The sequence below is a fragment of the Pseudoalteromonas sp. NSLLW24 genome, assembly GCF_015864725.1.
In the GTDB taxonomy this organism is placed as follows: domain Bacteria; phylum Pseudomonadota; class Gammaproteobacteria; order Enterobacterales; family Alteromonadaceae; genus Pseudoalteromonas; species Pseudoalteromonas arctica.
The window spans coordinates 182,213-204,053 of the sequence record NZ_JADYWQ010000001.1; the positions used below are offsets into that span (position 1 = coordinate 182,213).

A 21,841-nucleotide genomic window follows, 5' to 3' on the forward strand; every position below is an offset into this window, starting at 1 on the left:
TCGGATTTTTTAATGCTTGTTATATTAGTTAAATGCGCCTGAATCAAGGTAGCTGCCGATCCCGAGTGTAAACATCCATATCCCCCATAAACTATGCTCAATAACACACACGACGGTTGAGCGGCTTTGTGCATAGGTATAAGCAAACAGTAAGCCACCTAAAAATGCTAAGGCTACTGCAATCCAATTTGCATACACAATATGCGCCAACGCAAATACACTCGCACTAACTACAATACGCACTGCTTTTTTGGGCATGATGCGTTTATAACGATGAAAAAAATACGTTCTGAATATTAACTCTTGAGGAATAACCGACAGTATTGGGTAGAGTAGCAACAGTAAAAGCCAATCATTAAACGAGTTGCGGGGAAGGGTAAACCAGTTTCCCTGATGAATAATCCCGTAAAACATACCTGAGAACAGTGCACCTAAAAAAAAGAAGCTAAACACACGTTTTTTAACAGCAGAAAATTGCCCAAGGCTTGTAAGCCTAAAACGTTTAAAATGGGGATCGCCCAGTAGCAACATACAACACACGCTCATTAAAATAATAAGCGCAGGAATAAGCCAGTTAGCTAAATACTCGCGTAATACAAAACCCAACAAGGGTAGTAACACAAAAATGAGGGTAAATTCAAACCAGCGATATTGATTGGCGTTCAAGGTCGTCTCAACTTGTTTTTTAATAAGCTATCAAGCTAAGACGACATTTTTATGACGAGGGGGCTTACTTTGCTGGTTCCTCTTCACTAGGGAGGTATTTGTACAAGGCAATAATAGTGGCAAAAATACTCACAAAGGTAATACCCATTAAACCAAACACTTTAAAATTAACCCAAAAGTCGAGCGAAAAATTATATGCAATATAAATGTTTAGTGCTGCGATGCCAGCAGTTATAGCAACCCACATTAGGTTAAGCTTATCCCATAATGGTTCTGGGACTACAATGGCTTGTTTTGTATCATTAGCATTTTCGAGGATTGAGCTAAGCGCTTTTTTAACGAGATTTTTCTTAAGTACATAACGGCTAACAAGTAACGTTAAGCTTAAACCTGCGTATATGAGTGTTGCTTTCCATTTTATGTATTGCTCATCATGAAGTACCAGCGTTAACGTGCCAAACACGGCAGCAATGCCAAAAAATATCCACTGACGAGTTGGCACAGAGCCATGTTTAAAGTAGCTATAAGCAACTTGAATGAGCGTAGTGGCCATTAATAAACCGGTAGCCCAGTAAATATCGACTAGCTTAAAAACTGCAAAAAACAGTATGAGTGGGATGTATTCAATTAATGCGTGCATAGCTTACCTAAATTATACAAAAAAGAGTCAAAGGCTTTTTACCACATAAAGCTTAGCAACTACAAGGTTGACTTGTTGCCCTGTAACCCTTAGCCTGCGTGGCTTTATTGCCAATTTGGTTTGGTATTTTTTATATCATCATATTCCCACGCTTAACCAACACTGATTTGGCGTGTATTTAGGAGCCTAAAATGAATAAAGCAGAACTCGTTGCTGCCATTGCACACAAAAGTGAATTAACAAAAAAAGATTCTCAAGCGGCACTTTCAAGCTTGCAAAAAGTAATTACTAAATCACTTTCTGAGGGCGATCAGGTTCAAATTAATGGCTTTGGTACGTTTGCACTAAGTTACTACCCAGCGCGTACTGGGCGTAACCCGCAAACAGGTGCAGCAATTGAAATAGAAGGCGCTAATAAAGCGGTTTTTAAACCGGCTAAGGCGTTAAAAGATCTGCTTTAAATTTATTTAAGGTTTTAAACCCCGTATTGATAGATAAGTTACATGAGCGCGAAGTAAATTCGCACCTACGGGTATATGTTGTAGGTGAGGTTTTGCACCTCGCGTTTGGTGGCGTTAAATTACATGAGCTGGAAATAAATTCGCACCTATGTAGATTATTCATAATCTCTAAATGATTTACATGGCATTATAAACCCCACTTACATTAAATCCTTTATTTTCAATTGCTTGTTATCGGCATGCATTATGCTGTTTAACTGTGTGTTTCGAACATATTTTTAAACAATACCAGTCCGCTTATATATGGGGTCTATTTAACGTTAAGAAAATCACGCTAGAACAAGGCAAAAATTTTTCGTATTTAGTTGTTCTAAATGAAAGGTTTTTAACGACGTTATAGTGCGATTTAATTCGTTAAATTGCTCAAAGATTTATGCAGGTTGGTATAATATAAGGAGATCTCAATGAGTACATTACAAACAAGCACACGTTTACAAGGCAAAAAAATTGCAATTTTAGCCACTGATGGATTTGAGCAAAGTGAGCTTTTATCTCCACGCAGCGCATTACTTGATGCTGGTGCAAACATCGAAATAGTATCAATTAAAGAAGGCCAAATTACGGGCTGGGATGAAGACAAGTGGGGCGATAAAGTAACAGTAGATAAACTAGTCACAAACGCAGACCCCGCCGATTACGACGCGCTTATGCTTCCTGGTGGTTTATTTAACCCAGACAGTTTACGTCAAGATAAAGATGCTAAAGCCTTTATTGATGGCTTTTTTGGCGCAGAAAAAAATAAACCCGTTGCTGCAATTTGCCATGCACCGTGGTTACTAGCTGAAATTAATAAACTGCGTGACCGTACCATTACCTCTTTTCCAAGTATTAAAAGCGATTTAATTAATGCAGGTGCCAATTGGGTTGACCAAGAAGTATGTGTAGATAAAGGCTTAGTAACGAGCCGAAGCCCAGCTGATTTAGAAGCATTTAATGCTAAATTTATTGAAGAGATTTTAGAGGGTAAACACCAAGCTCACTAATTTTCTTTTTTAAAACGTTTGGTTATTGATACAGCGTTTGATTTTAAAAAACAAAAAAGGGCATTTTAAATGCCCTTTTTTTAATGCGTATAAAACACGCCCTAGTTAGATTATAGCGATGTAGCTGCTTTCATATCGGCTACAAAAGCTTTTAGATGCGCGGTCATTACAGGTAAATCATTAAGGTTAGCTTCAATAATTTTAACCACGGCAGAGCCTGAAATAGCACCGGCTGCTCCTGCATTAAGAGCCGCTTTTACATCATCTGGCGTTGAAATACCAAACCCTAAAAGAGCAGGGGCTGCATGGTATTCTTTTAATTTAGTAACAATATTACCAGCAGGCATTTGTGCTTTAGTATCGGTACCGGTAACACCTGCGCGCGATAGTAAATACGTATAACCACGACCGTAAGAGGCACACTGGCGAAGTGTGTCGTCATCTGCATTTGGTGTTGCAATAAAAATTGGGTCTACACCGTTATCCATAGCTGACTTTCTAAACATTTTAGATTCATGCAGAGGTACATCAGCCACTAAAATTGAGTCTACGCCTACCGCTTTTGCATCTTTATAAAATGCTTCTATACCGCGCTTAAACACAAGGTTTGAATACAATAATAAGCCAATTGGAATATCGGCATTATACTCACGTATTTCTTTAATAATATCAAAGCAATCTTGTGTGTTAATGTGCACATCGAGGGCGCGAATATTAGCTTTTTGAATTACTGGACCATCTGCAATTGGATCAGAAAACGGAATACCAAGTTCAAGCGCATCTGCTCCGCCGTCAATTAGACTTTTAATAATCGCAATACTTTGCTCTTTACCTGGGTCGCCAATCGTTACAAATGGTACAAACGCACCTTGTTTTTGCTCGTTAAGCGCTGCAAACATTTTGCCGTAACGATCCGTTTTTACTTGGCTCATAGCTGACCTCTTTCAGTTAGTACATTGTGAACGTGTGCTAAATCTTTATCGCCACGACCACTTAAATTAATCACTATAACACTTTCCTCGGTTAGCTCCTCTGCGTACTTAAGCGCATAAGCTAACGCATGGCTTGATTCAAGCGCCGGAATAATCCCTTCATTTTTAGCAAGCGACTGAAACGCATCAAGCGCTTCTGTATCGGTAATACCCACGTATTGAGCGCGACCAGTTTCGTGTAAAAATGCATGTTGAGGACCAACAGCTGGGTAATCAAGACCCGCTGATACAGAGTAAGACTCTTCAATTTGGCCATCATCATTTTGCATAATGTACGTATAAGTACCGTGCAATATGCCTTTTGTGCCTTTACAAATTGTTGCACCGTGCTCATTTGTATCAAGCCCTTTACCAGCAGGCTCAACACCAATTAATTTAACGCCTGGCTCGTCAATAAAGTCAGTAAACATACCAATTGCGTTTGAACCACCACCAACACAGGCAATAACAGCGTCAGGTAAACGACCTTCTGCTTTAAGTACTTGTTGCTTAGCTTCTTCACCAATAATTTTTTGATACTCGCGTACAATTGTTGGGAATGGGTGAGGACCCGCAGCTGTACCTAGTAGGTAATGTGCGTCTTGGTAATTTGCTGACCAGTCACGCAGCGCTTCATTTACTGCATCTTTTAATGTGCCAGAACCCGCTGTTACCGGAATAACTTCTGCGCCCATTAACTTCATTCTAAATACGTTAGGTTGCTGACGTTCAACGTCTTTTGCGCCCATATAAATACGACATTTTAAACCCAGTAAGGCACATGCAAGCGCTGTTGCAACACCGTGTTGACCGGCACCTGTTTCAGCAATAACTTGTTTTTTACCCATACGCTTAGTAAGTAACGCCTGACCAAGTACTTGGTTCGTTTTATGTGCGCCGCCGTGTAGTAAGTCTTCACGCTTTAGGTACAGTTTTACTTTTGGATTTTTAACTAAATTGCGCGTTAAAGTAAGTGGGGTAGGACGACCCGCATACTCGTTTAATAATTTACTTAGCTCTGCCTGAAACTCAGGATCTTTTTGTGCTTTGTTAAATTCATTTTCTAACTGCTTAAGCGCAGGGACAAGTAACTCGGGTACAAACATACCGCCAAACTCGCCAAAATAAGCTGGATTTTGCATTTTAACCTCAATAATTTCTGATGCTTGTGAAAGCATTATGTAATTTGTTAGGGCACTTTTTACCCGCAGATTCTTCAACGCCTGAGTTTAAGTCAAGGCCTAAGGCACCTTTAAAAAGCGCATCTTTAATATTGTCTGGATTTAAGCCTCCAGCGAGCATAAATGGTGTAGTTGCGCCGCTAAGCACCGACCAATCAAATGCTTTACCAGTACCGCCAGCTTGTGTATCACTGTGCGTATCGTAAAGGTGTCGATCAACCCCATTTACAGGCGTTGGCAATGCATCTTTTATTGCTTGGGCTTTCCAAATTTCGCAATTAGTTGGAAGTTGTGTACGCAGCGCAGCAATGTAATCGTCACTTTCTTGGCCATGTAATTGAACTGCCGCTAATTTTAGCACACTTGCGTATTGAGCAACTTGCTCAATGGGAGCATCTACAAATACACCAACAAAGTTAAGTGGTGCGCTTTGGCTCAGCTCTCTTGCACAATCTAAATCGACATAGCGAGGCGATTTAGGATGAAAAATTAAACCACCATAAACAGCACCGTTTTGATATGCCGCTTGTGCATCTTGGCTACGTGTTAAACCACATACTTTATTGTCGCCTAAAATAACACGGCGACATGCTTGCTCTAAATCACGCTCGCCCATAAGTGAGCTGCCAATTAAAAAGCCATCGCATAGAGGAGCTAAACGTTTTACGTCTTGATGGGTGTAAATACCCGATTCCGAAATAACCACTTTATCAGCCGGAATAAGCTTTCGTAGTTTTTCAGTAGTGGCTAAGTCGGTGCTTAAATCGCGTAAATCGCGGTTATTAATACCAATAATTTGTGCATCAAGCGCAAGTGCGCGGTGTACTTCTTCTTCATTACTTACTTCGGTTAACACCGACATATTAAGTGAATCGGCAACAGCATGCAGTGCTTTATAGCTCTCGTCATCGAGTACCGAAAGCATCAGCAATATAGCGTCACCACCATAAATACGTGCCATGTACACTTGGTACTCATCTATAAAAAAGTCTTTACAGATAAGCGGTTGTTCTACTTGGCTGCGCACAAATTCGAGGTAGTCAAAGCTGCCTTGAAAATATTTAGCATCAGTTAACACACTCATGCAGGTAGCGTATTTTTTATAAACTGAGGTAATTTCAGTTAAATCAAATGGGTTTCTAATTAACCCTTTTGAAGGCGATGCTTTTTTACACTCTAAAATAAACTGAGTGCCAGGTGCTGCAAGTGCTTTATAAAAACTACGGCTTGTAGGCACTGCAAGATGCTTAAAGCTTTCAAGCGGGCGTGCAGCTTTTCTTTCAATTAGTTCTAATTTTTTATCAGCAACAATTTTGTCTAATACATTAGCCATTACTTACCTCAATAATTGCACTTAGTGTGTTCATGGCTTGCCCTGAACTTAATAATGTTTGTACTTGTTTTGCCCCTTCTTTTAACGTTTCTGCTTTACCTGTTAGGTATAAAAGAGCAGCTACGTTAACCACAATAGCAGCATTATGTGCAACTGTGCCTTTGCCTTGTAAGATGGCGAGGCTAGCATTTGCGTTGTATTGTGGGCCTTCACCAGCGAGTTGTTCAAGTGAATAGTTTGCAAGGTCAAAGTCGCTTGGGTTTAGTGTGTACTGTGTAAGCTCGCCATTATTTAGCTCAACTACCGTTGTTGGGCCGTGCAGAGCTATTTCGTCAGTGCCCGAGCCGTGAACAATCATAGCGCGCTTTGTGCCAAGGGTTTTAAGTGTTTGTGCCATTGGCATACACAACGCTTCGTTATACACGCCGAGTAATTGCACTTCAGGTGCTGCAGGGTTAGCAAGCGGACCTAAAATATTAAAAATAGTGCGTGTTTTAAGCGATGTTCGTACGCCCATCGCATGGCGTACGCCACTGTGATAGTGCGGTGCAAACAAAAAGGTAAAATTGGTTTGCTCAAGACATTTTGCTGCTTGCTCTGGGCTCATATCTATATTAATGCCCAGGGCTTTGAGTAAATCGGCTGAGCCTGAATTACTCGATACACTGCGATTACCATGTTTTACCATGTTAATACCAGCAGCAGCGGCAACAATTGCAGCCGTTGTACTTATATTAATTGTGTTTGAGCCATCGCCACCAGTGCCACAGCTATCGGCAAGTTGCGTACTGCTGGTAGTAAAAGCAACGGCGTTTTCGCGCATTGAGGCTGCAGCGCCTGCAATTTCGTCGCTTACTTCGCCTTTAATTTTAAGGCTTATAAGTAGGGCGGTTAGCTCAATTTCACTCATGTTACCTTGCATTATTTCATCAAAAAGCGCTTTGGCGTCTGCGTAGCTTAATGATTGCCCCGTAATTAGTTGCTCAATAGCGTGTTGAACATTTATGGGTTGTTCTGGTTGTGTACTCATAATGTCCTCTTTTATTTAGCGCGTGTTAAGTAAGCGACACTTTGCTGAAGTAGCATTGCGCCGTTTGGCGTTAGTATTGATTCTGGATGAAACTGGTAACCCAATGCGTTGTCATCATGATGATAAATAGCCATAGGGATATCTTCGTACTGGGCAATTACCTTAATATTATCAGGCACTTTTGTTGCCATTAATGAATGATAACGCGCAACTGGCATTGTATTGCCCATACCATCAAATACAGGGTGCTCGCCTAAATTAATAATTGAAGACTTACCATGTACGGTTTCACCCGCGTGACCGATTACTCCGCCATAGCTTTGTGTTAATGCTTGTTGACCTAAACAAATGCCTAGCATTGGGAAGTGGCCTTTAGAGAGCTCAATAAGCTCCATTAAACAGCCCGCATCGCTTGGTGTTCCAGGGCCAGGCGAAAGTACTAATAGCACTTGGCCTTGCTCTTGGCGCATTTTGTTAAAAATAACCTCAGCGCTAATGTTGTTTCTGTAAACAACCAGTTCGCAGCCAAGCATCGTAAGCTCATCAACAAGGTTATATGTAAATGAGTCAAAGTTATCTAAAAAATAGATTTTAATAGGATTCGCTTTACTCATTTTATACCGCCTTATACGTAGATTTTATGGCGGTGATAACCGCTTGTGCTTTAGCGCGAGTTTCGTTTGCTTCTGAAATAGGATCTGAGTCAAACACCACACCGGCACCTGCTTGCACATACGCTTTGTTATTTTTAACAAAAGCTGAGCGAATAACAATACAGCTATCCATTGCGCCATCACCGGTTAAGTAACCTACTGCGCCGCCATAACTGCCACGGCGCTTACCTTCAGTTTGACGAACAAGCTCAGCAGCACGAACCTTTGGTGCACCAACAAGCGTGCCCATGTTCATACACGCTTGGTAAGCGTGCAGTGCATCAAGCTCGGGTTTTAGTGTGCCAACAACGCGTGACACTAAATGCATTACTTGTGAATAGCGGTCTACTTTTAATAGCTCTTTGGCAAAACGAGTACCTGCAACACTAATGCGGGCTACGTCGTTACGGGCTAAATCGACAAGCATTAAATGCTCGGCGCGCTCTTTTTGATCGTTTCTAAGTTCAAGCTCAATGCGGCTGTCTAGGTCTGGATTTATTTGCCCATTAGCAAATTTGCCACGTGGGCGAGTGCCAGCAATTGGGTATACTTCAACTTGCTGAGATTGCACTGTGTATTTAAGTGCTGACTCAGGCGATGCGCCAAATAAAGCAAAGTCTTCATCGCGCATATAAAACATATACGGACTTGGATTTTGCTTTTTAAGCTGGCTATAAGCATGCAAAGCGTCAGGACAAGGTAGTGAAAATGTACGCGATGGCACTACCTGAAAAATATCACCGTCTACAATATTCTTTTTAAGCTTAACTACTTGCTCGCAGTATGTGTCATCGTCAATATCAACGCTTACCTCACATTCGCCACTTTGCATATCCGCACTAAATTCTGAGGCGTTATCGCACAGTGTATTTAATCGCTCTAATTCTTTACCTACTTCAAAGCAGTTAGCGTGTACGTCTGGGCCGTTAAATACATTACCAATGAGTTCGGTTGTTTGTTTTTGATGATCAATAACAACTAAGGTTTCGGCTAAATAAAATACGTAATCTGGGCAGGTGTTTTCGCCATCAGGTACATCACTTAACTGCTCAAAGTTTGCTACCATATCGTAGGCAAATACACCGCCTAAAAATAACGAAAATGGATTGTTAGTTGTGCTTTTTATACTGTTAATACAAGTACGCAGAGCGCTAAATGCGTTATCTGCAATTAGTTTACTCGCTTCGTCAGTATCGCCGCTAGTGTCTAAATAACACAGGGTAAGTGTTGCGCCGTCTAAAGTAGCGTCACAGCTTTTAACATTTGCCTGCAAGTAGCTTAGAAGCTGTTGCCCATTATTAGATTGAGCAGTAATAGTAACTGTTTTACCTTGGCATACAATGCGCAGTGCACAGTCGACTAAAATTAAACTTTTTACACTGTCTTTAGAATCAATCTCAGCCGATTCAAGCAGTAGTGAGTTAGGCTTATCAAGTGCCGCGTATAATGCAAGAGGACTACTAATATAGTCGCGTACTTGCGTAATGCTTGTTACTTCGCCTGGTGTGGTAGTTATATGACTAAAAATCAAACCTCATTCCCTCAAAAAATTAAACCCCGCAATGCTTTAGCAGTGCGGGGTTTGAATAACGATATCTAAATTACAAACAGATCATTACCGTCCCGCTATATCAGGCGCCACCACCAACGATGTGTAAGAGTAAGACCGTTATTCATGTTTTTCTGCCTCAAAATTTGTTAAATATTTTTAACGTATACGTTTCGTAAAATTTAGTTATAAAAAAACCCGCATAGTTGCGGGTTTTGAATTTTTGTTAGACACGACAATTCATCACCCGATAATTACGAGTGCCACCACCAAATAGTGTTTAAGTTTGAATTGATCATTATTGTTAATTCTTAATGTGTCTGAAAGTGGCTACAGTAAAACGTATCTTATGCTTTTGTGTCAAGTGTTTATTTAAAACAATTTAGTCAAAAAAGTTGTTATACTTACATAAACACCAGTAACCCTTAATTTTAAGCAGTTTTCTTTTGATAAAATATGATTTACATAGCCATACCACACATTCAGACGGGCGTTTAACGGTTGAAGAATTATTGCATCGCGCTGTTGATAAAAATATTGATGTGTTTGCTATTACCGATCATGACACTGTGGCGGCTATTAAGCCTGCGCAGCAATTTATTAAAACCGAAAACTTACCGCTTTCATTGATAACGGGTACCGAAGTGTCTACTAAATGGGAAAGCTTCGAAATTCATATTGTAGGTTTAAATATTGATATTAATAATATTGACCTTACCTCTTTATTATCAGCTCAGCAGCAAAAGCGAGAAGAGCGTGCACTAGAGATTGGTGTTCGCCTTGCAAAAAATGGCTTTGATGGCATTTACGAGCAAGCTAAAGAGCAGGCAAAAGACGCGCAAATAACGCGTGCACATTTTGCACGCGCCCTTATTGAGCGCGGTGTTGCTAAAAATTTCCCGGGTGTTTTTAAAAAGTACTTAGGGCGTGGCAAAACAGGCTACGTACCAAGTTGCTGGTGCACCATGCAAACCGCTATTGAGGCCATACATGCCGCTGGTGGTGTTGCTGTACTAGCGCATCCAAGTAGCTATCAAATGTCAAACAAGTGGCTACGCAAATTATTAGTAGAATTTAAAAGTGTAGGAGGGGACGCAATGGAAGTTGCACAACCTCAACAGGCGCCAAGCGAACGTCAATTTTTAGGTGAACTCAGCCGTGAGTACGAACTACTTTGCTCGCAAGGGTCTGATTTTCATTTTCCGACAAGCTATTTAGAGCTTGGCAAAAATTTATACCTACCAAAAGACTGCCAAGGTGTTTGGCAAGCTTGGGAAGGAGAAGAAGGGGCATTAACATGAGTCAATTATTTCATATTCATCCTGATAACCCGCAACCGAGACTAATTAGTCAAGCCGTTGATATTATTAAACAAGGCGGCGTTGTTGTTTACCCAACAGATTCGGGTTACGCCATCGGTTGTAACATTGGTAATAAGCAAGCCAAAGAGCGCATAGAGCGTATTCGTGGTATTGAAAAAAACGATAATTTTACGCTAGTTTGTCGTGATTTATCGGAGCTATCTACTTACGCACGTGTAGATAATCAGCTATTTAGGTTAATAAAAAATAATACGCCAGGGCCATATACCTTTATTTTTAAAGGCACAAAAGAAGTCCCTAAACGTTTATTAAACGACAAGAAAAAAACCATTGGCATGCGTGTAATTGAGCACCCAATAGCCTGTGCGTTACTTGCCGAACTTGGTGAGCCGTTAATGTCGTGTTCTTTAATTTTACCAGGTGAGCAGTTTACAGAATCAGATCCTGATGAAATATTAGAGCGATTAGATAAACACGTTGATTTAATTATTCACGGTGGCCACTTAGCCGAGCAAGCAACCACGGTAATCGATTTGTCGGAAGATGAAGTCAAGATTTTGCGTGTTGGCTGTGGTGATACAAGCCCGTTTGAGTAATAGCGAGTGAGCGAAAGCACTGCGAATACAAAAAATAGTGAAAAGCCAGTGCAGCAAAAGCTGCCACTGGCTTTTTTGCATGGTAAAGCGGTTGTAGACAAACCAGAAGATTTATACATTCCACCTGACGCGCTCGAAATAATATTAGAAACCTTTGAAGGCCCGCTCGATTTACTGCTCTATTTAATTAAAAAGCATAAGCTTGATGTACTCGAGCTTTCTATTTTTAGTATTACAGAGCAGTACGTAAGTTATGTAGAAATGATGACCGAGTTTCAACTCGAACTTGCTGGCGAATATTTAGTAATGGCTGCGTTACTTGCGCAAATTAAGTCTCGCTTATTACTCCCTGTACATGAAGAGCTTGAAGAGGAAGAAGATCCTCGTGCAGAGCTTATTAAACGCCTGCAAGAGTATGAGCTGTTTAAACAAGCCGCCGAAAACCTCGACGATATTCCCCGAGTTGGTCGTGATATTTTTATAGCGCATGCCGCTATGCCAATAAGTGAAGATACAAGTCAAAATCTCCCCGATATTGAACTTAAAGACTTAATGCTGGCGCTGAGTGATGTAATGGCGCGTGCAAAAACCTTTGAGCATCATCAAATTACTGCTGAAGTACTCTCAACCCGAGAGAGAATGAGCCAAATATTACAGCAACTATCGCAAGCAAACTCGGCAGTGGTATTTAATGCGCTTTTTACCCCAAATGAAGGGCGAAGTGGTGTAGTGGTTAGTTTTATAGCTATGCTTGAGCTTATTAAAGAAGGGCTTGTTACCTGTTTGCAAGTGAGCCCTGAGAGCTTAATTTATGTCAGCTTAAGCGAACAATCCACCCTATAAACTTATCTGTTTAATCATCTATTTGCAAAACTGACTTTAAATAATAAAGTTCTGTGCGTATACGCACATAAAGTGTTTGTAAATGTTATTTTCATTTACGGCTGTGCACTATATTGTAACGTCATAGCATTATAGGACGTTACACATGTTTAAAAATACACCTTCATCTTACGGACTTGTCGCCATTATTTTACATTGGCTCATGGCGCTGACTATTTTTGGCCTGTTTGGTTTAGGTTTATATATGGTTGAGCTTACTTATTACGATAGCTGGTATAAAGGTTCACTCGATTTACATAAGAGTATTGGTATTACGCTTGTGGCCGTATTTTTATTTAGAGTTTTATGGCGTGCTTTATCTACACAACCTAAGCCATTAGGTGAGAGTAAAGGCATGAACCAATTAGCGCATACGGCGCATATTGCTATGTATATTATTTTGGCTGTTATTGTTGTTGCAGGGTATTTAATATCAACCGCAGACGGGCGTCCAATAGAAGTATTTACTTTATTTAATGTATCAGCGCTTGATTTTGCCTTTGATGACCAAGCCGATATTGCAGGAAAAGTACATTATTACGGCGCGTGCACATTAATCGGGTTTGCAGTATTGCATGCACTAGGGGCGTTAAAACATCACTTTATCGATAAAGATAAAACCTTAATTAGAATGATCAAACCATTAAAGGATGATTAAAATGAAAAAATTATTAGTAAGCACAGCCGTTTCGGCTGCAATGATGTTATCGGCAACAGCCGCCAATGCAGCTGATTATGTAATTGATACAAAAGGCGGGCATGCATCTGTTAACTTTAAAATTAAACACTTAGGTTACAGCTGGTTATATGGTCGTTTTAATACTTTTGACGGCACATTTAGTTACGATGCTAAAAACCCTGATGCGTCAAAAATTATGGTAAACATTGATACCACAAGTCTTGACTCTAACCATGCAGAGCGCGATAAGCATTTACATGGTAAAGATTTTTTAAATGTAGATAAATACCCAAAAGCGACATTTAAAAGCACGAGTATTAAATTTGATGAAGACGGCGAAGAGGCTGATGTAACCGGTGAGTTTACGCTGCACGGCGTAACAAACACTATTACCTTTGAAATAGATAAAGTGGGCGAAGGTAAAGATCCGTGGGGCGGCTACCGCGTAGGTTTTGAGGGCGAAACCAGCCTTAAACTTACCGATTACGGTATTGATTACAACTTAGGACCTGCATCTACTCATGTTGATATTATTTTATCAATAGAAGGCGTTCGTCAGTAATACCATTATTAAATATAAAAACGCCACTTACTGTGGCGTTTTTTTTGCTTAACAGAAACTCAAATTAAGCGACTTCGAATTTGCTTATTTTGCGCTATTAATACGTGACTGTAATAGCGGCCTTAAATGCTCGGGCAACCAGCGCATGAGTAAATCATTATAAGCCTGCGTTTTTTTAATAACTTTAAGCTGCTCATTAAGAATAGCAATGTCTTCTGCGCCTTGCTTGTTTTTAGTACAGCCAATAAAACCATAACTTAACGCAGGTGATTCGGTTAATGGACGCTGCGTTAAGTTCTCTTCAAAGTGCATTGATTTAGCTAAATAGTAATGCTCGCTTGGGTAACCCAGCAAAATATCAATTCGTTTTAGGTTAAGCATATATGTGAGGCTCGCTAGGCTATCGCGAGTGGGTCTAATTACTAAATCTATATTAGGCGTACTGTTTATCAATGTATCTATCTCTTGGCCATAAGAGCGGCTCATAGAGATCCCAAGAGTTAGTTTTTTATCTTGTATTAAATCTAATAGTGATACTTCTTTTGATTCCGCTATATTTAGCGCTTTGGCGAGTCTTTTGTGCATTGCTATTGAAGGCGAGAGGCCCGTTGTTGAGCTCTCCTCTGTAAAATAAATATGCTCTTTTCTGTAATCATTTTTATAAAGCGATAACGCACAAACATTATTTGAAGTATTAGATAGCTCTTGGATTACTTTACCTGAAGGGATAAGCATGCGGTTAAAGGTAATATTAGGAAGTTGTTTTTCAAGTAATGAAATTATGCTTTCGTCACGGCCTTGGTGTTGATATTGACCATTTAAAATATAATAGGGTGCAAAGTCGTGCGCTAGCCAGTTTATGGTTCTAGCATTGCCTATTGAGCTCAGACAGAAAAAAAGTAAGAAAGTTAAAAATATACGGAGCATTACAACAGCTGCCAGTAATTATTATTGTAAAACTATTGTAACCAATAAAGAGCTAAAAAGTAAAATGCCAGCAACGAGGCTGGCATAATATCTTATCAATAATTGCAATAATAAAAGGGCAATTAAAGTTATGTGTTGCTTAGTTAGCTTTTAGCCACTTAACAAACTGGCGTGCATCACTCGCTTTTTGAAACAATGCATTTTTTAAACCTTGTGTATCACTAAAGATTACACGATGTTTGTTTACTGAAATTGATTGCACTGGATGTGCGATTTGGATCATAGACCCATTATATTTATAAGACATAATAAAACTCACTTTATTCTTGTTATTTATTCTGCGCTATATTTTTATAGCAAATTGCAGTTAATAAATTAACGATGTTGTGTTTAGCTTCATTACAGTGTTGACGATCTTTATGACACTTTTGCGATGATAGTAAAAAATCATCTCGGTATTATTCAAGGGGTTCTCGCCGTACAATAACTTAGCTTTCAAATATACGTTTTGCGGGGCTTACTGGATCAGGGTAAATGGTTAACCGCGGCGGTTTCTTTAAACCAGAGAGGGAAGGTAACTTATATATAAATTGTGTGCAAGCTATTTTTGTAAAAATATTTATAATAAATCTTATCAACTGCTTACAAAGCCCATTTTTAGTTACCAAAGGATAAGTATGAATTACCTAATAGTGAGTGATATTTATGGTTTAACCCCTGCTTTAAGGAAGTTATCACAGGCAATTAGTTCAAATCTAGTGATTATTGACCCTTACAATAACAAGTTTCAAGCTATTGAAAGTGAACAAGATAGTTACAATAATTCCATACAGCACTGTGGCCATGATAAATACACCGACAAACTTCAAAAATGCTTTGAGAGTTTAAAATTGCCAACGACGTGTATTGCTTTTAGTGCAGGGGCAAGTGCAGAATGGCGGGCACAGTTATTAACAGGCAATACACACCTTAAAAAGTTAATTGGCTTTTATCCGTCGCAAATTAGACATAATTTAAATTTAAGCGCAAAAGTACCCTGTGAGTTCATATTTCCAGAAAGTGAGAGTCACTTTAATGTTGATGAAGTTATTAAAGCTTTAAGCACCAAAGCGGATGTTAAGTGCTATAAAACCAATTTTTTGCATGGTTTTATGAACGAGTACTCAACCAATTTTAACGCGCAAGGGCTTGTTGAATATAGTAACTATATAAAACAGAGCAGCCGTTAAAGCGTGTTTAGCTGCTCTTTACTAATATCAGGAAAATCGGTGCGGGTATTATATTTTGCATACAGCGCTGTAAAAACGCTACTACCGGATAGCTTATCTAACTCTTTTATAAAGGTTTTCGCACTAGATCGAGCGGGTCTACAGCATACTTGATACTGTTTTATTATACCCGCGACAGATAAACCTTGTTTTTGTAGCTCCAAATCGGCCTGTGCAAAAAAAGCCGCACCCGTCCAATAAACACGTTGCTGGGCTCGTTGTTTCCACATATCGGCAGAGAGCTTATTAAGTGGCTGTGTTTTAGTTTTAGTTTGCATGCGGGCACGATCAAACCCTGCATTTAAACGTTGTACAAATTGCGGCTGGGTAATTATACCGCTGTCACGCATTATTACGTTTTGCATATAACTGGCAAAACCCTCGCTAAGCCAAAAACCGGAGTAGGGAAGTAGCGGCAAATATAAATGCGAAAGTTCATGGTATAGCGTCCAATCTTTAGTGAATGCATTTAAACTGGCATAGCGATCTATATGTAGTTCAAGCCCATCGGGGTTATTGCGCTTAACTGTAGCCCACGGTACAGGCTCAAAAGCAAAGTATTGCGGTTTTAAATAAATAGGCAATGTGGTTTGTTTTAAAGGTCCCAGTGTATTTTGTGTTTTTTCAACACTTTGATTAACCCATATAGACACCGTATTTTGAGCATTACTTGAGAGCGAGCTAAGGTTATGTATGACTACTTCAACGGCTAATGCGTTAAAAGAGCTGATTAATAGTAGCAGTACAAAAAAGAATTTCATTAAAATGCTCCACTGTAATTTAATAATTGGTACGAAAATTCTAATATACAAGACCAACTAAATGGATAAATAATCACGCCTAATTCTTTATTTTTTAAAATGATAGTAACTATAAAAGTACAAATACAGACACTCCTAGCTAAGCATGGTTTAATCAATTAATCGTTATTTTAAGTTAGGTTTAGCCATGACGTATCAGCATATTCAAGTTCCTGAGCACGGCCAAAATATCACTATTGATGCACAAGGACACTGGCAAATACCGTTAGAACCTATCATTGCTTTTATTGATGGCGATGGCGTGGGGCTAGATGTTATGCCGGTAATGCGCCACGTTGTTGATAGTGCAATTGAGCATTGCTATAAAAGCGCACGGAAAATTCATTGGATGCAGGTTTATAATGGCGAGCAGGCCGCAAAGCTGTATGACGGTGATTGGTTTCCACAAGAAACAATTAACGCGGTACGTGCCTGTAAAATTGCCATAAAAGGGCCGTTAACCACACCACTAGGTGGTGGTTTTCGATCTCTTAATGTCGCACTCAGGCAAGAAATGGATTTGTTTGTAAATATGCGCACTATAAAAGGCTTTAGTGCACTCCCTTCTCCTTTAAAAAACCCTTTTTTAACAAACATAACAGTGCTTCGTGATAGCAGCGAAGACGTGTACTCAGGTATTGAGTGGCAAGCAGGCAGTGTAGAAAGCGAAAAAATGCTCGATTTTTTATGTGAGGAAATGGGCGTAACCCGCCTAAGGTTTTCACAAGAGTGCGGAATTGGTATTAAAAATATATCTAAAGAAGGCTCTGAGCGACTAATGCGCTTTGCAATTAACTATGCACTTAAAAACGATAGTGAATCATTAACGCTAGTACACAAAGGTAATGTACTTAAATTTACCGATGGTGCATTTAAGCGTTGGGGGTTTGCACTTGCACAAAACGAGTTTAATGCCACTGCACATGAAAATGGGCGTTGGTTGCAAATAGAGCGAGCACACCAAGCGCCCTTAATTATTAAAGAAGTCATAGCTGACAACATGCTGCAACAATGTTTAATGCATCCAGAGCAATTTGATGTAGTGGTGACTACTAACCAAAATGGTGACTTTTTAGCGGATATGCTGAGCGCACAAGTTGGTGGTGTTGGTATAATGCCCGCTGCAAATTTAAATAACGATGTCGCATTTTTTGAGCCTACACATGGCACGTTTGAACGTATAGCAGGGCAAAATAAAGCAAACCCCAGTAGTAGTATTTTAAGTGCGGTATTAATGCTTAAATTTATGGGGTGGGACGAGGCCGCATTACTCATAGAAAATGCGTTAGAGCAAACATTTAAAAGCGGTGAAGTAACCTTTGATTTAGCGCAAGAGCAGAGCGATAACTCAAGTATTCATAACTCGACAACCTTAACTTGTACTGGCTTTGCAAAGAAGGTTATCGAGCACTTTTAAATACATTCATTATTAAGCTGCTGAGGCAGTTTTTACTCTGTGCATACAAGGGCGGTTGGTTAACTGCGCTGCACGATGGTAAATCTCATGTGCTTGGGGTTCATCGCACTGTGTACCACTAAGCGTATCCATTAACGCAACAACAATAATTGCAGGAACCTGGCAGCAATATTCGTCTAAAACGGCTTCCGTAGTTTGTGCATCAACATGGCAAAGTGGATGATTTTTAAGTTGGTATGCATTTAATAATGTATCAACTTCTAATACATCATCTGGTTGATGCTTTGTTTTACGGCATTTACAACCAAACTCATCAACTAAAGTAGCTAACGCTTGGTAAGTTTCAGTGGTGTTAGCTTTAGTGCATAACTGCTCTTCAATGAACTGATGCAAGTTAGCATCGATGAATAATCCGTCTTGGCGTGTGAAAGAAGCTGTTGTCATAATAATTACTCTTAGTTTGTTGGCTTAACTTCACTCTAGCGCTAAGTGTAATATTAATAAAATTGTTGTTTTCAATAACTGATATTGATTTTATCAATAGTAAGTTTTAAAACTAAATAAAAAATAGAAAACATATCTAAATAATACTAATTGATTTGGTGCAATGCGGTGAACGTGTGCACAAAAATGGAACAAGGGGAGGAGTTGAGGAATAAAGAAGGAATCTTAGTTAATTGTTTTTATTGAATTTTAATTATTTTATGAAGTTGGTACTAAGCTTGCTAATAATACGCTGTAGGTAGATTCCTATATCGACGATTTCCAAAAGCGCCACGGTATTTTCCCAAAGTTGAATACCGTGGCGCTTTTTTATTTTTCGCGTGTATTTTATTTAGCCGTCACAATAGCAATAACAATAGTAATGTTAAATTTTAATAAAGTAGGGAATAGCCACTAAAATACCGCCTACAATCAACAGCATGCTAACACTGGTCATAAAGTACGGAAAAACCAATAATGACAAACCAATACAAAGTGGCACTACGGCTTTTTTTCTTCGCCCGTAAGTAAGGTAGCCAATACCTATGCCGCCGAACAAAACACTCCACGCAATTATTGATGCACTATCCATTTATAAATTACCTATTTTGAAATACTGATTTAAATTACGACCGACATAGCCAGGTTTTCAATACCATGTGAAGGAGTCCATCTTTTAAATTCCACGAAGCCATGCTTTTTATATAAATTTATTGCAGGAGTATTAGCAACCGCAGTCTCCACTATTGCATGAGAAAAATCATCCATTGCTAAAACATAACTTATTAGCTTACTTGCGATACCTTTTTTAAAATGACTAGGATCAACGGTTAAACTACAAATATCTAAACACTCGTTGTTTGTATCTACTTCAATAACAGCTACTAAACATTCTTTTTCGCTGTAGCCATAAAAAGTTGTTTCTGACTTTTTTATACCTTTAATATTACGCGCTAAAGGAGGGAAGTTATGCGCGCCGATCAGTTTAGCCTCAATAGCATAGGATTTTTGAAAGACAGCAAAAATTTTATTTGCAGTATCGTTATTCTTATTATTAAGTTTGTTTATCATTGTCTTCTTTTTTAGAAAATAAAGCATGAATACCATATGCCGTAATAAAACCTCCGGCACTAATTGTGAAAAAAAGAAATAAATAAAACTTTTTCGGGTTATTTTCTAAAGATGCCACTGCCGGCTCATTGTATCTCTTATAAATGACACCACTTTCGTAATTAAAATAGCTGCGCAAAAGAATAAACAAACCTAAAACAATACACAGGAGCGCTTTACTTGTTTTCTTAGTGTTCTTTTTAGCTATTACTATTTGTTGCGCAGCTTTTGGCTCGTTACGATTTGGTTTAGCTAATTCATCTTTAAGGCGTTTGTAGTTCTCTGGATATTTATGTGAGTCAATACTTTCAATTGCTTCGTTTAATTCACTAAGTGAATAAGCAGAGTAATCAATATTTATAATAATCTTCCTTAAAAGGCTCTTAAATAACACTTACACAGCAAGGTTTTTAAGTTGTTGTTATTTAATGATATTTTTATAATCCGATTAAGTTTATTTTAATGTAGCAAAGACTTGAGGTTAGTCACTTTTACTTTCATATTTAAACTCGAATGAAACTATTGCAGCCAATATACCTCCAGTCGCTAATATAGCAGCGCTAAATAACATCTCCCATAATAATTTTTTCAACAGTAGAGTCTGATGAATATTTGTAAATATTACGCTCCAAGTTTGTTCAAAGTTGTATAAATTAACAACTTCATGAACATCATATAAAAAAGTACCTAACCCATTCAAAAAGTATGCAAGAGCTATATAAACAAAAAATCGTGCAGTAAATAAGAGGGTTTTTAAATTATCAGTTTCAACTTTAGAGAAAGGAAGAAAGCTAATTTTGGTGACCTTGCTCATTATAAGTGAACACTTCAAATATAGGTATTGGTACATAAAATTCCATTTTTTAATATGTCTTAGGTTATTGATAACGAGTATCTAAAGTTATTGACTTTATATCACTAATTAAGAATAACGCAGTACCTATTTTGATTCAATTCTTCAGCGAACACTGTATTTGAGTTCTAGCTTTTTCATTAGATAGTTTTTAACTCAATGTATTTAAAATGCTAACCAAGCTATTAGCTCAAAATAAGATGATTCAGTACATAGCACAGGCACTCGCATTAGGCTCTTGAGTACTAATCAAAGGTTTGCTCTTAATTACCTATCTGCAATCGTTTTAGCAAACGCTAATAATTCACGCCTTAACCATTGGTGTGCAGGCGCGTGGTGTAGTAGCGGGCTCCATATCATTTTTACCTCAATAGGCACTATTTGAAATGGTACAGGGCTGATTACTAAATCAGTATGAGAGGTTAACAATTTAGCCTGCCTGCGCGGTAGGGTGGCAATAAGTTGCTCTGATTGGCAAAGCAGGCTTGCGACCATGTAGTGGCGAGTAAAAACACGTATTTTACGGGTTTGTTCTAGTTGCCAAAGGGCTTCGTCTACCCAGCCTAATTTTTGCTTACCTGATTTATTAGTAACAGCGGCCTCCGGCCCCCAACCTGCACGGTTTACCCAAATATGTTCTTTTTGTAAGTAGTCGTCTAACCCTGAATGTTGTAAAAATGTATTTTTAGGATGCGTTAAACAACAGTAGTTATCGCGCCAAACACTGGCCTGATGAAACGAGCGAGGGAGACCGTTAAAGCGGTTTATAGCTAAATCAATAGTGCCTTTTTCCATATCTTGTAGGTTTACGTCGCTTGGGCTCAATACATCAAAATTAATACCGGGGTTTTTACTAAGCTGCGCCGTTATAAAAGGGGCTATTAAGGTCGACTCTATATAGTCGTTTGCCATTATTCTAAACGTAACTTCAGCGGTTGTAGGGTTAAACTGCTCACTAGGCTGCGTAATAGCTTCAGCCATTTTTAATAGGGCCTCAACTTCAGGCTTTAATGCAAGTGCCTTTGCCGTTGGCGTCATAGAGCCTGCGGCACGCACAAGTAGCGGGTCGTCAAATAAATCGCGCAAACGTTTTAGCGCATTACTCATAGCTGGTTGCGTAAGAGCAAGTTTATTTGCAGCTTTTGACACACTTTTTTCATCTATTAACACATTTAAGTAAACGAGAAGGTTAAGATCGACATTTCTTATATTCATATGGGCGTGTTGGCCTTTCAGGGTTGAAATTTGTTCAATCTAGGGGCGATTTAATCGCGGCGCGAGGTTTGCCACCTAGTGGGCTAAGTAAAAATCGAGTAACAAAGAGTTAATCGTCCCTAGAAAGAACCCTATGGGCAGTGTGTATTTGGCCTTTATGCAGCGTTAAAGTACATTTATGGGGAGTCACCACACTACAT

Annotated in this window: 26 protein-coding genes; 9 read left to right on the top strand and 17 right to left on the bottom strand. The window is 39.1% G+C overall.

Going from position 1 to position 21,841, the window contains the following annotated elements:
- Nucleotides 1–24: 24 nt before the first annotated feature.
- Entirely contained in the window at nt 25–666 is a 642-nt protein-coding gene (locus tag I6E72_RS00745) for a CPBP family intramembrane glutamic endopeptidase (protein WP_165727361.1), read from the bottom strand.
- A gap of 64 nt (nt 667–730) precedes the next feature.
- On the bottom strand, nt 731–1,306 hold the full coding sequence (locus I6E72_RS00750; protein ID WP_165726114.1) for an inner membrane-spanning protein YciB: 576 nt from the start codon (nt 1,304–1,306) through the stop codon (nt 731–733).
- Nucleotides 1,307–1,497: 191 nt separating this feature from the next.
- Between I6E72_RS00750 and I6E72_RS00755 the strand changes: the two genes are divergently transcribed.
- Together I6E72_RS00755 and I6E72_RS00760 are read left to right on the top strand one after the other, a co-directional pair.
- Nucleotides 1,498–1,767 carry an HU family DNA-binding protein gene (locus I6E72_RS00755; RefSeq protein WP_007375441.1) on the top strand — a complete coding sequence of 90 codons (270 nt, stop codon included), beginning with the start codon at nt 1,498–1,500 and terminating at the stop codon, nt 1,765–1,767.
- A 464-nt stretch (nt 1,768–2,231) separates the two neighbouring features.
- Nucleotides 2,232–2,810, top strand: a complete 579-nt coding sequence (locus I6E72_RS00760) for a type 1 glutamine amidotransferase domain-containing protein (protein ID WP_007582489.1) — start codon at nt 2,232–2,234, stop codon at nt 2,808–2,810.
- A gap of 110 nt (nt 2,811–2,920) precedes the next feature.
- Here I6E72_RS00760 and trpA read toward each other — a convergent pair whose 3' ends face one another.
- The 6 genes from trpA to I6E72_RS00790 are packed head-to-tail and all read right to left on the bottom strand — an operon-like array spanning nt 2,921 to nt 9,509.
- Nucleotides 2,921–3,742, bottom strand: coding sequence for a tryptophan synthase subunit alpha (trpA, locus tag I6E72_RS00765; protein ID WP_121954218.1), 822 nt, complete (start codon nt 3,740–3,742; stop codon nt 2,921–2,923).
- Nucleotides 3,739–4,923, bottom strand: coding sequence for a tryptophan synthase subunit beta (trpB, locus tag I6E72_RS00770; protein ID WP_010554212.1), 1,185 nt, complete (start codon nt 4,921–4,923; stop codon nt 3,739–3,741). The genes trpA and trpB overlap by 4 nt, the downstream gene beginning before the upstream one ends.
- Nucleotides 4,924–4,930: 7 nt before the next feature.
- Nucleotides 4,931–6,295, bottom strand: a complete 1,365-nt coding sequence (gene trpCF / locus I6E72_RS00775; protein ID WP_197110797.1) for a bifunctional indole-3-glycerol-phosphate synthase TrpC/phosphoribosylanthranilate isomerase TrpF — start codon at nt 6,293–6,295, stop codon at nt 4,931–4,933.
- Nucleotides 6,288–7,325 (bottom strand): anthranilate phosphoribosyltransferase, encoded by a 1,038-nt coding sequence (trpD, locus tag I6E72_RS00780; protein ID WP_197110798.1) that lies wholly within the window; start codon nt 7,323–7,325, stop codon nt 6,288–6,290. The genes trpCF and trpD overlap by 8 nt, the downstream gene beginning before the upstream one ends.
- A gap of 11 nt (nt 7,326–7,336) precedes the next feature.
- Nucleotides 7,337–7,939: an aminodeoxychorismate/anthranilate synthase component II gene (locus I6E72_RS00785; protein ID WP_149592564.1), complete on the bottom strand. Its 603-nt coding sequence runs from the start codon at nt 7,937–7,939 to the stop codon at nt 7,337–7,339.
- A gap of 1 nt (nt 7,940) precedes the next feature.
- Entirely contained in the window at nt 7,941–9,509 is a 1,569-nt protein-coding gene (locus tag I6E72_RS00790; RefSeq protein ID WP_007582499.1) for an anthranilate synthase component 1, read from the bottom strand.
- 464 nt (nt 9,510–9,973) lie between these two features.
- On the opposite strand from I6E72_RS00790, the gene rnm reads away from it, so the two are divergent.
- The 5 genes from rnm to I6E72_RS00815 all read left to right on the top strand — a co-directional run bounded on the left by rnm (nt 9,974) and on the right by I6E72_RS00815 (nt 13,568).
- Nucleotides 9,974–10,828, top strand: a complete 855-nt coding sequence (gene rnm, locus I6E72_RS00795) for an RNase RNM (protein ID WP_197110799.1) — start codon at nt 9,974–9,976, stop codon at nt 10,826–10,828.
- Nucleotides 10,825–11,445 carry an L-threonylcarbamoyladenylate synthase gene (locus I6E72_RS00800; protein ID WP_024590418.1) on the top strand — a complete coding sequence of 207 codons (621 nt, stop codon included), beginning with the start codon at nt 10,825–10,827 and terminating at the stop codon, nt 11,443–11,445. Before rnm ends, I6E72_RS00800 begins: the two co-directional genes overlap by 4 nt.
- Before the next feature lie 6 nt (nt 11,446–11,451).
- Nucleotides 11,452–12,288 (top strand): segregation and condensation protein A, encoded by an 837-nt coding sequence (locus tag I6E72_RS00805; RefSeq protein ID WP_010554218.1) that lies wholly within the window; start codon nt 11,452–11,454, stop codon nt 12,286–12,288.
- Between the two features lie 145 nt (nt 12,289–12,433).
- Nucleotides 12,434–12,985, top strand: coding sequence for a cytochrome b (locus tag I6E72_RS00810; RefSeq protein ID WP_165721489.1), 552 nt, complete (start codon nt 12,434–12,436; stop codon nt 12,983–12,985).
- A 1-nt stretch (nt 12,986) separates the two neighbouring features.
- Complete coding sequence (locus tag I6E72_RS00815; RefSeq protein WP_007582505.1) at nt 12,987–13,568, top strand: YceI family protein; 582 nt, start codon at nt 12,987–12,989, stop codon at nt 13,566–13,568.
- An 84-nt stretch (nt 13,569–13,652) separates the two neighbouring features.
- Here the strand turns inward: I6E72_RS00815 and I6E72_RS00820 are convergent, their stop codons facing one another.
- Both I6E72_RS00820 and I6E72_RS00825 read right to left on the bottom strand, forming a co-directional pair.
- On the bottom strand, nt 13,653–14,495 hold the full coding sequence (locus I6E72_RS00820) for a transporter substrate-binding domain-containing protein (protein ID WP_197110800.1): 843 nt from the start codon (nt 14,493–14,495) through the stop codon (nt 13,653–13,655).
- 139 nt (nt 14,496–14,634) lie between these two features.
- Nucleotides 14,635–14,802 (bottom strand): hypothetical protein, encoded by a 168-nt coding sequence (locus tag I6E72_RS00825; protein WP_002961566.1) that lies wholly within the window; start codon nt 14,800–14,802, stop codon nt 14,635–14,637.
- Between the two features lie 370 nt (nt 14,803–15,172).
- Here I6E72_RS00825 and I6E72_RS00830 point away from each other — a divergent pair, with 370 nt between their 5' ends.
- Entirely contained in the window at nt 15,173–15,724 is a 552-nt protein-coding gene (locus I6E72_RS00830; RefSeq protein WP_197110801.1) for a hypothetical protein, read from the top strand.
- Here I6E72_RS00830 and I6E72_RS00835 read toward each other — a convergent pair.
- Nucleotides 15,721–16,524, bottom strand: a complete 804-nt coding sequence (locus tag I6E72_RS00835; RefSeq protein WP_197110802.1) for a M61 family metallopeptidase — start codon at nt 16,522–16,524, stop codon at nt 15,721–15,723. The two genes, I6E72_RS00830 and I6E72_RS00835, sit on opposite strands and share 4 nt — an antisense overlap.
- Nucleotides 16,525–16,711: 187 nt before the next feature.
- On the opposite strand from I6E72_RS00835, the gene icd reads away from it, so the two are divergent.
- The gene (gene icd, locus I6E72_RS00840; RefSeq protein WP_197110803.1) at nt 16,712–17,980 is read left to right on the top strand and encodes an NADP-dependent isocitrate dehydrogenase; all 1,269 of its coding nucleotides are present in this window, start codon (nt 16,712–16,714) and stop codon (nt 17,978–17,980) included.
- Between the two features lie 12 nt (nt 17,981–17,992).
- Here the strand turns inward: icd and I6E72_RS00845 are convergent, their stop codons facing one another.
- From I6E72_RS00845 to I6E72_RS00870, 6 genes are all read right to left on the bottom strand, one after another.
- Complete coding sequence (locus I6E72_RS00845; RefSeq protein WP_010554222.1) at nt 17,993–18,424, bottom strand: hypothetical protein; 432 nt, start codon at nt 18,422–18,424, stop codon at nt 17,993–17,995.
- 424 nt (nt 18,425–18,848) lie between these two features.
- Nucleotides 18,849–19,055 carry a hypothetical protein gene (locus I6E72_RS00850; RefSeq protein WP_010554223.1) on the bottom strand — a complete coding sequence of 69 codons (207 nt, stop codon included), beginning with the start codon at nt 19,053–19,055 and terminating at the stop codon, nt 18,849–18,851.
- A gap of 29 nt (nt 19,056–19,084) precedes the next feature.
- A complete protein-coding gene (locus I6E72_RS00855; RefSeq protein ID WP_197110804.1) occupies nt 19,085–19,534 on the bottom strand; it encodes a GNAT family N-acetyltransferase in 450 nt (149 codons plus the stop codon).
- A complete protein-coding gene (locus I6E72_RS00860) occupies nt 19,518–19,967 on the bottom strand; it encodes a hypothetical protein (protein ID WP_101216730.1) in 450 nt (149 codons plus the stop codon). The genes I6E72_RS00855 and I6E72_RS00860 overlap by 17 nt, the downstream gene beginning before the upstream one ends.
- An 87-nt stretch (nt 19,968–20,054) precedes the next feature.
- Nucleotides 20,055–20,387: a hypothetical protein gene (locus I6E72_RS00865; RefSeq protein WP_133120254.1), complete on the bottom strand. Its 333-nt coding sequence runs from the start codon at nt 20,385–20,387 to the stop codon at nt 20,055–20,057.
- Nucleotides 20,388–20,693: 306 nt separating this feature from the next.
- Nucleotides 20,694–21,641, bottom strand: coding sequence for a LysR family transcriptional regulator (locus I6E72_RS00870; RefSeq protein WP_101216732.1), 948 nt, complete (start codon nt 21,639–21,641; stop codon nt 20,694–20,696).
- Nucleotides 21,642–21,841 lie beyond the last annotated feature (200 nt).